Genomic DNA, 14,028 nt, shown 5'->3' with positions numbered 1-14,028 from the left:
GATAGAGAAAGCAATTTCAACACCTCTTTAGCACTTATTGACGAGGCGGCAGCGCAAGGCGCTGATTTAGTCGTATTGCCAGAATTGCATTTAGACCCTTATTTTTGCCAAAGCCAAACACCGGATTTTTTTGCTTTAGCCCAACCTATTCCAGGCTCTACGACTGACATTTTGTCTGAAGTCGCGGCTAAGCATCAAATTGTTATTGTCACCACACTGTTTGAACAACGTGCACCCGGTATTTACCACAACACCGCAGTCGTGATTGATAAAGACGGTAGTCTATGCGGCAAATATAGAAAAATGCATATTCCCGATGACCCAGGCTTTTATGAAAAATATTATTTCACACCCGGCGATTTAGGCTTCACACCGATTAAAACGTCCATAGGCGTGCTTGGCGTGTTAATTTGCTGGGATCAATGGTTTCCAGAAGCGGCACGGCTTATGGCCTTAGCAGGTGCCGAATTACTGATTTATCCTACGGCTATCGGCTGGAATCCTGTCGACGAACACGACGAAAAACAACGCCAGCTAGACGCGTGGGTCACGATTCAGCGCGCTCATGCAGTCGCTAACGGTATCCCCGTTATTTCGTGTAACCGCATTGGCTTTGAACCGGCACCTGATTCAGATACTGGCATTGAATTTTGGGGTAATAGCTTTATCGCAGGCCCACAAGGTGAAATCCTTGACCGCGCTGACGATAAACAAACACGACTCTTGACAACTAATCTCAACAAAAAAAATACCGAACAGGTTAGACAAATCTGGCCTTATTTGCGCGACCGCCGCATTGATGCTTACGCTAACCTAGTCAAACGTTATATCGATTAAAACCTCATGGCACATACTTTCCGTTTACATCCAAGGCTTGAACAAGACTGCATAAAAATCGGCCGTTTTGAGTTATGTCAGTTATTAATGATGAACGACCAAAACTATCCGTGGTTTATCTTAGTGCCCGAAAAAGCCGATGTACGCGAAATTTATCAGCTAAATAGCGCTGAGCGATTATTATTAAGCGATGAATCGTGTTATTTAGCGGCCCAATTAGCTCAGATTTATCAAGCCGATAAAATGAATATCGCCGCCATAGGTAATTTAGTGCCCCAACTTCACATTCACCATATTGTTCGTTACCAATCTGACCTTGCTTGGCCTGCGCCTGTTTGGGGCTTCGCCCCAGCGAACCCTTATCACCCAGAACAGATACAGAAACACATCGACATGCTAAAGCAGCAATTAACGCACTGCCGATTTGGGCTACCAACGTAAGGCGGGACAGGGTATTTAGGGTGCGGGTGTTGGCAGCAGGGATGCTGCCACCAAGCCTACAGGGATGTATTTACGGCGCCCTGCACCCTGAATACCCTGTCCCTGCTAAAGTGTGTAGCCCCGATTTGAGTCAAATCCTAACGACTAATCACGACAAGCTTACCTAGCCTCGGTATAATCGCGCGTTGTGCATAGACATTAGGGTTTGTGCGCCAACACAAACTCAACAAGCCAAGACCACATGAATCAACAACAATTCGACCACTATGCGCGCGAAGGCTATAACCGTATTCCGCTGCATAAAGAAATCCTCGCTGATTTAGACACGCCGCTTAGTGCTTATTTAAAATTAGCCAACGGCGCGTATTCTTATTTATTTGAATCCGTTCAAGGCGGTGAGCAATGGGGCCGTTACTCCATTATTGGTTTGCCGTGTCAAACGATTATTAAAATCACCGGTAACAACATTCGCATAGAACAAGACGGTGTTTTAACCGAACAACTCAGCCATGCAAACCCTTTAGTGTGGATTGAAGAATATCAAAGCCACTATAACGTCCCTGATATAGCAGGCTTACCGCGTTTTAGCGGTGGTTTAGTCGGTTATTTTGGCTATGAAACCATTGGCTATATTGAGCCTAAAGCCTTAAAGCGCCCTAAGCCAGACCCGTTAAATTGTCCTGATATTTTATTAATGGTGTCAGAGGAATTATTAGTTTTTGATAATTTAAGTGGTAAGTTACTCATCTTAATTCATGCCAATCCGGAAGAAGCAAAACGCCTATCACAACGCACAACAGCGTTTACAAACCTTAGCCGATAACATTCGCACGGGTTTAATTGAGCCTGAAACAACGGTACACACTAACACCGTTAACGAAAGCGATTTTATTTCCGGCTTTACCCGTGAAGGCTATGAAAATGCAGTATTAAAAGCTAAGCAATACATTACCGACGGCGATATTATGCAAGTCGTATTATCGCAACGCATGACGATTCCATTTAAATCATCAGCGCTGAATTTATACCGTGCCTTACGGTGCTTAAATCCATCGCCTTATATGTTTTATATGCATTGCGCGGATTTTTATATTGTCGGTTCATCACCGGAAATCTTAGTAAGGCTAGAAGAGCAAACCGTCACGGTAAGACCCATTGCCGGTACGCGTAAACGTGGCGTCACACCTGAGCAAGACTTAGCGTTGGAACAAGAGTTATTAGCTGACCCTAAAGAAATCGCCGAACATTTAATGCTGATAGATTTAGGTCGTAACGATACCGGACGCGTTGCTGAAATCGGTACCGTTAAAGTCACCGACAAAATGATTATCGAACGTTATTCCCATGTTATGCACATCGTGTCTAATGTCACCGGCCAATTGCAAACCGGCAAAAACGCGTTTGACGTTTTTAGCTGCGACCTTTCCGGCGGGTACCGTCAGCGGTGCACCCAAAATTCGAGCGATGGAAATTATCGACGAATTAGAACCGGTTAAGCGTGGTATTTATTCAGGCGCCGTCGGTTACATCTCCTGGTCAGGTAATCTTGATACCGCAATCGCTATTCGGACTGCCGTGATTAAAGACCAACACCTACATATACAAGCCGGTGCCGGAATTGTTTATGACTCACTACCTGCCTCTGAATGGGAAGAAACAATGAATAAAGGCCGTGCGATTTTCCGTGCTGTGGCAATGGCCGAAGCCGGTTTAGAAGGAGAGCAATCAGCATGAGTAAGCATATCGTCATGGTCGATAATTACGACTCATTTACTTACAACCTCGTACAATACTTAGGTGAACTAGGTGCAAACGTCACTGTGGTGCGTAACGATCAAGTCACTGTAGAAGATTTAGAGCGTTTAGCACCGGATAAAATCGTTATTTCACCAGGGCCTTGTACGCCTAAAGAAGCCGGTATTTCGGTTGCCACTATTTTAACGTTTGCCGGGCGCGTGCCGATTTTAGGCGTGTGTTTAGGCCATCAAAGCATAGGCCATGCTTTTGGCGGCGAAATTATCCACGCTAGCAGCATTATGCACGGCAAAACCTCAGCGGTTTATCATCATAATACCGGCGTATTTACCGGTCTAAGCAACCCATTCACAGCAACGCGTTATCACTCGCTAGTCATTGCGCAAAACAGCCTGCCAGAATGCTTAGAAATCACCGCATGGACCCAAGATGACAACGGTCAAATCGAAGAAATCATGGGGGTTAGGCATAAAACCTTAGATATAGAAGGCGTACAGTTTCATCCCGAATCCATCTTAACCGAACACGGGCATGATTTACTGAAAAACTTCTTAGACCGATAAGAGAGTCACGCATGACGCTTCAACAAAGCTTGCAACACTTATTAAACCGGCATGATTTAAGCCATAATGAAATGCGTGAGGTCATGCGGCAAATCATGACCGGCCAAGCCAGCGAAGCGCAAATCGCCGCATTTTTTAATCGCCTTACGCTTAAAAGGCGAGACCGTGGATGAAATTGCCGCAGCCGTTGAGGTCATGCGTGAACTCGCAACACCGATTCAACTCACCGGCAACCATTTAATTGATACGTGCGGCACAGGTGGCGACGGTGCCAACACGTTTAATATTTCCACCACTAGCGCGTTTGTCGTTGCAGCGGCAGGTGGCCAAGTCGCTAAACATGGTAATCGTTCGGTATCTGGGCTGTGTGGTAGCGCTGATGTATTAGAGGCAGCAGGTGTTAACCTGGATTTAACCCCAGAGCAAGTCACCGATTGTGTGAAACAGTTAGGCGTAGGTTTTTTATTTGCGCCTAAACACCATGGCGCGATGAAACATACCGCTAACGTGCGCAAACAACTCGGCGTCAGAACTTTATTTAATCTATTAGGCCCATTAGCTAATCCCGCCTCAGCACCAAATCAACTAATCGGCGTCTTCAGTAGCGATTGGCTAACACCGCTGGCTCAGGTATTAAAAAAATTAGGTAGCCAACATGTGTTAGTCGTACACGCTGAAGACGGCTTAGATGAAATTAGCTTAAGCTCGCCAACGACTATTGCCGAATTGAAAAATGGCGAAATCATCTGCTACCAAATTACCCCTGAGCAATTTGGCATCGAGTCAGCGCCACTGTCGGCTTTAACCGTCGCCAACGCCCAAGACAGTTTAAGAATTATGTGTAGCGTATTCGCCAATGAAACCAGCCCTGCCCTGGATATTGTTAAGCTCAACGCGGGGGCGGCGATTTACGCGGCCAACCTCACTGACACCTTAGCACAAGGCATTAGCTTAGCTGAAAATGTACTCAGCCAAGGTCTAGCCTTAACCAAATTCAACCAATTTATAGCCTATAGCCAAAACGTTTAGCAGCCCACATGACTAACTCTACACCTGACATTCTGAAAAAAATCCTCGATAAAAAAGCCGAAGAAGTGGCTAACCGTAAGCAAAACATGTCTATCGACTTATTACAAGACATGGCACAAGCGGTACAAGCCCCGCGTGGTTTTTATCGCGCATTACTAGACAAAGCGTCAAAACAAAAACCTGCCATCATCGCCGAAATTAAAAAAGCGTCACCCAGCCAAGGCGTGATTAGAGAAGATTTTCAACCCGTCACGATTGCCCAAGACTACGCGATGAATGGCGCTACCTGCTTATCGGTATTAACTGACAAGCATTTCTTTCAAGGTTCAGAAGCGTACTTACAAATGGTCAGGGAACGTTGCCCGCTACCGGTATTAAGAAAAGACTTCATGATTGACAGCTATCAAATCTATGAATCTAGGGCTTTAGGGGCAGATTGTATTTTACTGATAGTCGCCGCCTTAACCGACGAAGCTATGCACGAACTGGAGCAAACAGCGCTTAAGCTAGGCATGGATGTGTTAGTTGAAGTACATGATGCCGAAGAGCTAGAACGTGCGCTAGCACTGCAAACTCCGTTACTTGGGATTAACAACCGTGACTTACGCACGTTTAACACCTCGCTAAACACCACATTAGAGCTGAAAAATGCGATTCCTGACGGCAAACTCATCGTCACCGAAAGTGGTATCCATGACCAAGCTGCAGTCAAGCTCATGCAAGACCATGATATTTACACATTCTTAGTCGGCGAAGCGTTTATGCGTGCCGAAAGACCTGGGCTAAAAATGCGCGAGTTATTTGGTTTAGCATGATTACGGTGATTCAACGAGTAAACTCGGCGCAAGTAACGGTCGCTTGCGAAATGGTAGGACGCATTGATAAAGGCATTATGGCGTTAGTCGCTGTCGAAAAAAACGACAGCGAAACCCAGGCGCAAAAACTGTTAAACAAAATCTTAAGCTACCGTATTTTCGCCGACAGCAACGACCGCATGAACTTAAGTTTAGCCGATATTGGCGGCGGTTTATTGCTAGTGCCACAATTTACCCTGGCCGCCGATACCAACAGTGGCAACCGCCCTAGTTTCAGCCCAGCCGCGAGCCCAGAACACGGCCTGCAATTATTCACTTATTTAAGCGAGCTAGCTTTACAACAACACCCAGTAGTTGCGTTTGGTCAATTTGGCGCTGATATGCAAGTATCGTTAATTAATAACGGGCCAGTGACGTTTATGTTAAAGGCTTAACTCAGTTATTTTGGCGTGTAAACTGTATTAAACCGCGTCCAATCAAGAACTCATAGTTTTGCACACCCAATCATTCACAATCCCTGCCGGAATGACGACTTGGATACAAACTACGGATTCTCAAATTGGGTGGGGTATAGCAAACTTTTGGCTTCAACCACCTGTTAAATTCAGTCAATAACGGCTTAATTTATACTTTAAACAGTTAAGTTTTCGGCTTTTGCAGCTCGTTGTAGGGTACGCTACGCGTACCTTTTTATTGATTTTATTACGATTTTTTAATGGTACGCACAGCGTACCCTAATCAAAAAAACCGAAAATTTGACCGTTAAGAGTATATACAGAGAGTCGATATAAGCCACGTAGCGTAATTACAAGGAGTTGTGTATTGGATAAGCAATCTTTAAGCGAACGCGATATATGCACCAAAATTATTACCCCGGCGATTTTGCAACAAGACTGGCAACAGCATCAGTTCAGGGAAGAAGTCAAACTCACTGCGGGCCGTATCATGGTGCGCGGCACACTGGCGGCGCGCATACAAAATCCAAACAAAAAAGGCGGCCCGAAGCGGGCTGATTTTGTGCTTTACGCCCGCCCTAACCTTCCTATTGCCGTCATCGAAGTCAAACACGCTAAATTCTCAGTTGGCCATGGTATGCAACAAGCACTAACCTATGCGGAAATGCTGGATGCACCGTTTGCCATTAGCAGTAATGGACATAGTTTTTTGTTACATGACCGCACCGGTCTCACGCAACCGACCGAGCGAGAGCTGCAACTGCATGAATTCCCTTCATTAGATGAGTTGTGGCCGTTATATCAACAATGGCAAGCGTTGACAGAAACAAAAGCGGATAAACTCATCGAACAACCGCTTTACACTGACGGCAGTGGCCGCGAACCTCACTATTACCAGCTAGTCGCAATAAACCGTGCCATTGCAGCCATAGCTAAAGGCCAGCACCGTATTCTTTTGGTCATGGCCACCGGCACCGGCAAAACTTACACGGCGTTCCAAATTATCTGGCGACTTTGGAAAGCTAAGGCAAAACGGCGCATCTTATTTCTTGCCGACCGCAACATCCTGATTGACCAAACCATGCAACAAGATTTTGCCCCTTTTGGCGAAGTCATGCACAAAGTCGTCAACCGCGAGGTCAAGAAAAACTACGAAATTTACTTGGCTTTATACCAAGCCGTCACAGGCAAAGAAGAATGGAAACAAATCTACCGACAATTTCCGGCAGATTTTTTTGATTTAGTCGTGGTCGATGAATGCCATCGCGGCAGCGCTGCCGATGATTCGGCTTGGCGCGAGGTACTGGACTACTTTAACGGCGCGACACATTTAGGATTAACCGCAACCCCCAAAGAAACCAAAGAAATTAGCAACATAACTTACTTTGGTGACCCCATCTACACCTACTCGCTTAAACAAGGCATAGAAGACGGCTTTCTAGCGCCTTACAAAGTCATTCGTATTGCCAGCGATGTCGATGCTGTTGGCTATACGCCCGAACAAAATAAGCGGGATAAATACGGCCAGCTTGTCGAGCAGCGTCAATACAACACCCAAGACTTCGACCGCAATTTAGTACTGGAAAAACGCACCCAACTCGTCGCCAGCAAAGTTTGGCAATACCTGAGCGCCACAGACCCCATGGCCAAAACCATAGTATTTTGCGATAACCAAGACCATGCCGAGCGTATGCGTCAAGAGCTGGTCAAACTGATTCCAGCCGCCGCTAAAAATCGCCGCTATGTCATGCGCATCACCGGCGATGATAGCGAAGGCAAAGCCCAGTTATCGTATTTTATCGACAATGACGAGCTTTATCCGGTTATCGCCACTACCTCCAAATTGCTGACTACCGGCGTCGATGCCAAAACTTGTAAGCTCATCGTCTTGGATCAAACCATTAATTCCATGACCGAGTTCAAACAAATCATCGGTCGTGGTACGCGTTTACGCGAAGACTACCAAAAGCTCTACTTCACTATTATGGACTTTAAAGGCGCAACGCGCTTATTTGCCGATCCCGATTTCGACGGCGAACCGGTAGTCATCTACGAGCCTAACCCGGATGACCCTATCGTTCCGCCCGAACTACCTGCCCCAATGGGCATTAATGAACTGGAATCACCGCCTTACAACACAGACAACACCGAGCTGGAAACTAGCGCTGGCGGCAGCCCAGGCCGCAGCAAATACGTGATTGACGATGTTAACGTGCGCGTAGCCGTCGAGCGTGCACAATACCTAAATGCCGATGGCAAACTCATTACCGAAGACTATCGCGTCTTGCTAAAAGACGACATTAAAAAAACCTTGCAAGCAGAATTCGTCAGCTTAACGGATTTTTTACGCCGCTGGCACAGTGCCGAACGTAAACAAGCCATACTGATAGAACTCGCCGAACAAGGCGTCCCGCTTCAAGTCCTGCAACAAGCCGTGCCTAATGGCAGTGAGCTGGATGCGTTTGATTTAGTCGCCTACGTGGCTTTTGAGCAAAAACCACTTACCCGCCGCGAACGCGCCAATCAGGTCAAAAAAAACGCGATGTGTTTGGGAAATACGGCGACCAAGCCCGCGCTGTTCTGGAAGCCTTGCTAGAAAAATTCGCCGATCACGGTATTTATGACATTGAAGACGCCAACATATTAGAATTGCCGCCTTTTGACCGATTCGGCAGCAAAACTCAAATCCGGCGTGGCATTTTTGGCGGCGTAGAGCAATACGCCCAAGCCATCCAAGAACTGGAACAAGCGCTATACGACATCGCCGAACAAAAACAGGCGTAACTCTACTGAACAGTCACAATTCGGTATCTTGAGTTGCCGTGCGCTGTGCGCACCTTTTTTATTGCATTAATGACCATTCATAATGGTGCGCACAGCGCACCTAAAAACCGAAAACTTAACCGTTTAAAGTCTATTTGCCTAACAACATGAAGAGAACCAGCGAATGAATCTCAGCAGTACCATCAAATCCATACAAGACATCATGCGCAAAGACGACGGTGTCGATGGTGATGCCCAACGCTTAGGGCAATTAACTTGGATGCTGTTCCTGAAAGTCTTCGACCAACGCGAAGAAGAATGGGAAGATAATGCCAAAGAAAACAAGGAACTGTACAACTCACCATTACCTGAACAAATGCGTTGGCGTAACTGGGCAGCTTACGTGCCGGGAGCAGATAACAAAAAAAGCGCCGCAAAAATCGCCTACCGAGATTATTGGCTTCGTCAATAACGAGTTGTTCCCCGCGCTAAAAGACCTCGATGCCAACCAAAGCCCTCAGCACAAAGTCATCCGTAGTGTATTTGAAGACGCCAACAACTACATGAAATCGGGAACTCAATTACTCGCCGTCATAGAAAAACTGGAAGAAGCAATTAATTTCCACGATTTTACAACCCGCGCCAGCCTGGGCGATGTTTACGAACAAATGCTCAACGACTTGCGTAGCGCCGGCAATGCCGGTGAATTCTACACCCCTCGCGCCATCACCCAATTTATGGTCGACCGTATTAACCCGCGCCTGGACAAACGCGAAACAGTATTAGACCCGGCCTGCGGCACCGGTGGCTTTTTAACGGCGGCGATTGACTATTTCCGTCATCAAATTACCGATAAATCCGGTACCCAAGATCAACGCGCCATTGAAACGCTGATTCACGGCATAGAGAAAAAACAACTACCGCATTTGCTGTGTACCACTAATATGTTGTTGCACGGCATTGATGTACCTAGCCAAATCGAACACAAAAACACCTTAGCCATAGGCTGGAACGAATGGAACAACAACGATAAAGTGGCTTGCGTGATTACCAATCCCCCGTTTGGCGGCTATGAAGACGACGGTGTCGGCAGCGATTACCCCTCAGACCTCAAAACCCGCGAAACGGCCGATATGTTCATGGCACTCATTATTAAAAAACTGCTTAAACAACAAGGCCGGGCTGCTGTCGTTTTGCCCGATGGCTTTCTGTTTGGCGATGGCATTAAAGCCGCGCTAAAAAAGCTGCTACTGCGCGACTGCAAGCTACACACGATTGTGCGCCTACCTAAAGGCGTGTTTGCGCCCTACACGACGATAAAAACTAATCTGCTGTTTTTTACCAAAGGCAACATCGCAGACGATGGCAGCGAGCCGTTTCAAACCGATACTATTTGGTATTACGAACACCCTTATCCGGCAGGCTATAAAAGCTACTCCAAAACCAAACCGATACGTTTTGACGAATTCGCGCCCGAAATCGCTTGGTGGGGCAGCGAAGATAACGACTTTGCCGACCGGGTAGAACATGAATTCGCCTGGAAAGTGGATTTTAAAACCAAACGCGAGCAAGCCGAAGCCGCCGCCGAGCCGCATTGGCAACGCGCCGAGCAATTGAACAATCAAGCAGCTAACTTAGACAACCAAGCCAAAGACTTGGCAAAAAGCCTAATCGGCAGCACAGACAGCCACTACCGCGAACAAATTAACGCGCAAATCGCCGCCTTGCGTGAACAAGCCGAGCCCCTGCGCCTACAAGCCCGCGACGCCCAAGCCGCAGGCGACCGTCTCTATTGGCCTATCTTCAACCTGGACAGCAAAAACCCCCAACGCCCCGGAACAAGAAAGCCACGACCCCGATTTATTGCTGGAAAAATATAAAATCCTGTTAAGTGAAATCGAAGAAACCGAAAACCGCCTCAAAAGCGAACTGGCCGCTGCACTGGCGCATCATTTCACAACGGAGACCGCCGAATGAACGCCCACCCGCTGTTACTCGACGACATCCGCCAACTAATAGAAACTAGCCGCCATACACTCGCTGTCACCGTTAACAGTGCCTTAACGCAACTCTATTGGCACATCGGCCAACGCATCCGTAGCGAAGTGCTTAACCATGAGCGTGCCGAATACGGCGAGCAAATTGTCTCGACACTGGCTAGACAATTAGAAACAGAATACGGACGCGGCTTTTCCACAAAAAACTTGCGCCACATGCTGCGTTTTGCCGACGTGTTTGCCGACCCAGAAATTGTCTCCGCACTGCAGAGACAATTGAGTTGGACGCATATCAAAACGTTGATTTACATCGATGACCCAATGAAACGCGATTTTTACCTGCAAATGTGCCAACAGGAACGCTGGAGTACGCGCACACTGCAAGAACGAATGGATTCATTGCTGTTTGAACGCACAGCCTTATCCCGATTACCCGAAGAACTACTCGCCAACGAACTCGCCAGCTTGCGCGCAACCAACAAATTAAGCCCCACGCTGATACTTAAAGACCCTTATGTGCTGGATTTTCTACAACTCAACGACCGTTATCTGGAAAAAGACCTAGAAGACGCTATTCTGCGCGAGCTAGAACACTTCCTACTAGAGCTGGGGGCAGGCTTTACTTTTGTCGCCCGCCAAAAGCGGTTGCAAATCGACAACGACGACTTCTACATCGACTTATTATTTTACAACCGCCGCCTAAAACGCCTGGTCGCGATTGACTTAAAACTGGGCGACTTTAAAGCCGCCGACAAAGGCCAAATGGAGTTATACCTGCGCTGGCTAGCCAAATATGAACAAGAACCGGGCGAAGCCGCACCGCTAGGCATTATCTTGTGCAGTGGCAAAAAACAAGAGCAAATCGAACTCTTAGAACTGGACGCCAGCGGCATCCACGTTGCCGAATACCTTACCGAACTACCACCCAAAGCCCTGCTACAACAAAAACTACACGAAGCTATCACCCGCTCCCGACAACGGCTGGAAAACGGCACAATTGCGAGCAATGGAGAGAACGCCTAATGGATGCACAACAGTTTTTGGCGGAATTTGGGCATATTGTGAATGCGCCGGGTGGCGTGGCGAAGTTGCGGGAGTTGGTTTTACAGCTAGCAGTACAAGGACGGCTGATAAATGCTCTTACAACAACCGAATCATCAAATGTGTTGTTGGCAGAGGTTCGTGCAATCAAGGCCAAACTCGTTGCCGAAAAAAAACTATCACGGGAAAAACCATTTCCTGAAATTTCTAAACCAGAAATTGATGCCAAGAGCCCTTCACATTGGGAGTGGATTAGATTCGGTGAAATATGGCAATTACTGTCTGGCCGTGATCTCGAACCAGGTCAATATAACGACTCAAAAAATGGTATTCCCTATATTACTGGCGCAAGCAACATCGAAAACGGTGTTATCAATATAAATCGATGGACAGATTCGCCTTTGGTGGTTTCAACGGTGGGGGACTTACTGATTACATGTAAAGGCACAATTGGAAAAACAGCATTCAATAATATTGGCGAAGTGCATATCGCGCGTCAAATTATGGCGATATCGGAATTTTTCCGGAAAAATTGAACACAGGTTTTCTCAAAATTTGGCTTGATGGGTTTATCAGCCATTTGGTGAATAAATCAAAAAGTATGATTCCAGGATTCTCAAGGGATGACCTTATCTTAGCAATTTATCCAGTTCCTCCAACCGAAGAACAAGCCCGCATCGTCGCTAAAGTTGATGAATTGATGGCTTTGTGCGACACGCTGGAACAGCAACAACAGCAGCGCCGCCAACTACAAAAACGCCTTACGCCAGTTCACCCTGCAAGCCGTCGCCACCGCCACCAGCTCCGACGAACTCCAAACCACCTGGACTCGCCTCGCCGACAACTTTGGACAGTTGTTTAGCGCACCGGAGGATATAGCTGATCTCAGGCAAGCAATCCTAGATCTCGCGTTCGCTGGGAATATTTCAGAACAATTAGAAAAAATAACTCCCGATCTTGTTGAATCATTACATCTGCGAAAGATGGAGTTGTCTGCTGAAAAAAAAATCAAAAGGGAAACACCTGTGATTGATTTTCCAGGCATCACTGAGATGCTTGGAAATCTCCCTCATCAATGGGCATGGGTGCGACTCAATGACATCGCCAGTGTGGTTAGAGGTGGGTCTCCAAGGCCAGCGGGCGATCCGAAGTTTTACGGGGGAAATATTCCATTTCTGAAAGTTGCTGATGTTACGGCATCCAAAGGTATGTTTGTAGAAGGTTACACCTCGACCATTACTGAAGCGGGACTCAATAAAACTCGTGAGATTTCTACTCGAACGGTTCTTTTGACAAATAGTGGCGCTACGCTTGGCGTCCCTGCAATTTGTGAGTTCAGGACAACCTTCAATGACGGAATCGCAGCGTTTATAGAACTAAATGAAGCGGTTTTTGATGAGTATCTTTGTCTCTTTTTGAAGTCAAAAACAAAGTGGTTGCAGGACATCGCTTCTAGAGGCCAAGGACAACCAAATCTCAACACAGAAATCATTCGTTCAATGTGGTTCCCTTTGGCACCTATCGCCGAGCAATATCGTGTTGTCAATAGAGTATCTGAGTTAATGCGAATCTGTGACTTATTGGAAATGAAGCTTCGCAAGTCTTCTGAAATCGTTGAGCGCCTTGTAATTGCTTCTATTTCTAGTATCACCGGCATCACTACCGAACAAATAAAGGATGAACCCATGAAAGCCCCACAAACCGAACTCATAGCCCCATTAAAACTAGCCCAAGCCCCGGACATCAAAGCTCAAGCCCCCTTGGCAACGCTGTTAGCTCGACATAATGGCGAAATGAGCGCTAAGGATTTATGGCAACGCTTCGGCGGCGAGATTGATGCGTTTTATGCGCAATTGAAAATCGAAATCGCGCACGGCTGGATTTTGGCACCTGAACCCGCAAAAATGCGCGAGAAAGCGTAAGCCTTCATAATGCAGACACATCAATACCCCAGCCCAAGCCTTAATAATTTATGCATCCCTCAGCACACAAATATTTAAACATGGCTGGTCATGAGGTTTTAATTCACACACCTTGCACGGTTTGGTAACATCATCAGGAAATATTCTATTTAATGGGGCAACGTAACGTGAAAAAACAATCAACCTCGGCACTGCCAGCGGATTATGCCCGCATCATCGCCGCAACCCATCATGACCCGTTTGCGGTGTTAGGCCGCCATCCTAGCGGGACTGGAACCCGTATTACCGTGTATATGCCAAACGCTGAGCGTGTCGCGGTCGCGGATATTGATTTAGCCTTAACCCGCATCGACGGCACTGATTTTTTTGAGGCGACGACGAGCGCAACGTTACCGGAGCATTATCAGTTA

At 46.9% G+C, this 14,028-nt stretch carries 17 protein-coding genes and 1 pseudogene; all 18 read left to right on the top strand.

Going from position 1 to position 14,028, the window contains the following annotated elements:
* A partial coding sequence (locus VZ94_RS07060; RefSeq protein WP_045778693.1) for a carbon-nitrogen hydrolase occupies positions 1-837 on the top strand: 837 nt, incomplete at its 5' end.
* A gap of 6 nt (positions 838-843) precedes the next feature.
* Positions 844-1,278: an HIT domain-containing protein gene (locus VZ94_RS07055; RefSeq protein WP_045778692.1), complete on the top strand. Its 435-nt coding sequence runs from the start codon at positions 844-846 to the stop codon at positions 1,276-1,278.
* A 205-nt stretch (positions 1,279-1,483) separates the two neighbouring features.
* On the top strand, positions 1,484-2,101 hold the full coding sequence (locus VZ94_RS28305) for a hypothetical protein (protein WP_239649712.1): 618 nt from the start codon (positions 1,484-1,486) through the stop codon (positions 2,099-2,101).
* Positions 2,034-2,774, top strand: coding sequence for an anthranilate synthase component I family protein (locus tag VZ94_RS28300; protein ID WP_239649711.1), 741 nt, complete (start codon positions 2,034-2,036; stop codon positions 2,772-2,774). Before VZ94_RS28305 ends, VZ94_RS28300 begins: the two co-directional genes overlap by 68 nt.
* Complete coding sequence (locus VZ94_RS28295; RefSeq protein ID WP_369126292.1) at positions 2,743-3,012, top strand: chorismate-binding protein; 270 nt, start codon at positions 2,743-2,745, stop codon at positions 3,010-3,012. The genes VZ94_RS28300 and VZ94_RS28295 overlap by 32 nt, the downstream gene beginning before the upstream one ends.
* Entirely contained in the window at positions 3,009-3,596 is a 588-nt protein-coding gene (locus VZ94_RS07045; protein WP_045778691.1) for an anthranilate synthase component II, read from the top strand. Before VZ94_RS28295 ends, VZ94_RS07045 begins: the two co-directional genes overlap by 4 nt.
* Before the next feature lie 11 nt (positions 3,597-3,607).
* Positions 3,608-4,625 (top strand): annotated as a pseudogene (gene trpD, locus VZ94_RS07040) (anthranilate phosphoribosyltransferase).
* Positions 4,626-4,633: 8 nt separating this feature from the next.
* Positions 4,634-5,440 (top strand): indole-3-glycerol phosphate synthase TrpC, encoded by an 807-nt coding sequence (gene trpC, locus VZ94_RS07035; protein ID WP_045778690.1) that lies wholly within the window; start codon positions 4,634-4,636, stop codon positions 5,438-5,440.
* Entirely contained in the window at positions 5,437-5,874 is a 438-nt protein-coding gene (dtd, locus tag VZ94_RS07030) for a D-aminoacyl-tRNA deacylase (RefSeq protein ID WP_045778689.1), read from the top strand. The genes trpC and dtd overlap by 4 nt, the downstream gene beginning before the upstream one ends.
* Positions 5,875-6,262: 388 nt before the next feature.
* Positions 6,263-8,491: an EcoAI/FtnUII family type I restriction enzme subunit R gene (gene hsdR, locus VZ94_RS07025; RefSeq protein ID WP_500684251.1), complete on the top strand. Its 2,229-nt coding sequence runs from the start codon at positions 6,263-6,265 to the stop codon at positions 8,489-8,491.
* Positions 8,440-8,679, top strand: a complete 240-nt coding sequence (locus tag VZ94_RS33455) for a type I restriction-modification enzyme R subunit C-terminal domain-containing protein (RefSeq protein WP_500684250.1) — start codon at positions 8,440-8,442, stop codon at positions 8,677-8,679. The genes hsdR and VZ94_RS33455 overlap by 52 nt, the downstream gene beginning before the upstream one ends.
* A 163-nt stretch (positions 8,680-8,842) precedes the next feature.
* Positions 8,843-9,130 carry a type I restriction-modification system subunit M N-terminal domain-containing protein gene (locus tag VZ94_RS28285; protein ID WP_239649709.1) on the top strand — a complete coding sequence of 96 codons (288 nt, stop codon included), beginning with the start codon at positions 8,843-8,845 and terminating at the stop codon, positions 9,128-9,130.
* A gap of 4 nt (positions 9,131-9,134) precedes the next feature.
* Positions 9,135-10,538, top strand: a complete 1,404-nt coding sequence (locus VZ94_RS07020; RefSeq protein WP_239649708.1) for an HsdM family class I SAM-dependent methyltransferase — start codon at positions 9,135-9,137, stop codon at positions 10,536-10,538.
* 93 nt (positions 10,539-10,631) lie between these two features.
* Positions 10,632-11,678, top strand: a complete 1,047-nt coding sequence (locus VZ94_RS07015) for a PDDEXK nuclease domain-containing protein (RefSeq protein ID WP_045778688.1) — start codon at positions 10,632-10,634, stop codon at positions 11,676-11,678.
* Positions 11,678-12,232: a restriction endonuclease subunit S domain-containing protein gene (locus tag VZ94_RS07010; RefSeq protein ID WP_052700295.1), complete on the top strand. Its 555-nt coding sequence runs from the start codon at positions 11,678-11,680 to the stop codon at positions 12,230-12,232. The genes VZ94_RS07015 and VZ94_RS07010 overlap by 1 nt, the downstream gene beginning before the upstream one ends.
* Positions 12,229-12,558, top strand: coding sequence for a restriction endonuclease subunit S domain-containing protein (locus tag VZ94_RS22430; RefSeq protein WP_052700294.1), 330 nt, complete (start codon positions 12,229-12,231; stop codon positions 12,556-12,558). Before VZ94_RS07010 ends, VZ94_RS22430 begins: the two co-directional genes overlap by 4 nt.
* Entirely contained in the window at positions 12,551-13,618 is a 1,068-nt protein-coding gene (locus tag VZ94_RS07005; RefSeq protein ID WP_045778687.1) for a restriction endonuclease subunit S, read from the top strand. Before VZ94_RS22430 ends, VZ94_RS07005 begins: the two co-directional genes overlap by 8 nt.
* A 167-nt stretch (positions 13,619-13,785) precedes the next feature.
* On the top strand, positions 13,786-14,028 hold a 243-nt coding region (locus VZ94_RS07000), incomplete at its 3' end, for a GlgB N-terminal domain-containing protein (protein WP_439097710.1).

The sequence above is a fragment of the Methylocucumis oryzae genome (assembly GCF_000963695.1).
GTDB lineage: Bacteria > Pseudomonadota > Gammaproteobacteria > Methylococcales > Methylomonadaceae > Methylovulum > Methylovulum oryzae.
This window is presented reverse-complemented; position numbering and strand designations above follow the sequence as displayed.

Excerpts from the sequence above, each read along its gene's own strand:
- VZ94_RS28300 (WP_239649711.1), top strand. The coding sequence starts at position 2,034 with ATGCCAATCCGGAAGAAGCAAAACGCCTATCACAACGCACAACAGCGT.
- trpC (WP_045778690.1), top strand. The coding sequence starts at position 4,634 with ATGACTAACTCTACACCTGACATTCTGAAAAAAATCCTCGATAAAAAA.
- VZ94_RS07010 (WP_052700295.1), top strand. The coding sequence starts at position 11,678 with ATGGATGCACAACAGTTTTTGGCGGAATTTGGGCATATTGTGAATGCG.
- VZ94_RS07015 (WP_045778688.1), top strand. The coding sequence starts at position 10,632 with ATGAACGCCCACCCGCTGTTACTCGACGACATCCGCCAACTAATAGAA.
- VZ94_RS28285 (WP_239649709.1), top strand. The coding sequence starts at position 8,843 with ATGAATCTCAGCAGTACCATCAAATCCATACAAGACATCATGCGCAAA.
- dtd (WP_045778689.1), top strand. The coding sequence starts at position 5,437 with ATGATTACGGTGATTCAACGAGTAAACTCGGCGCAAGTAACGGTCGCT.
- VZ94_RS07055 (WP_045778692.1), top strand. The coding sequence starts at position 844 with ATGGCACATACTTTCCGTTTACATCCAAGGCTTGAACAAGACTGCATA.
- VZ94_RS07045 (WP_045778691.1), top strand. The coding sequence starts at position 3,009 with ATGAGTAAGCATATCGTCATGGTCGATAATTACGACTCATTTACTTAC.
- VZ94_RS28295 (WP_369126292.1), top strand. The coding sequence starts at position 2,743 with ATGGAAATTATCGACGAATTAGAACCGGTTAAGCGTGGTATTTATTCA.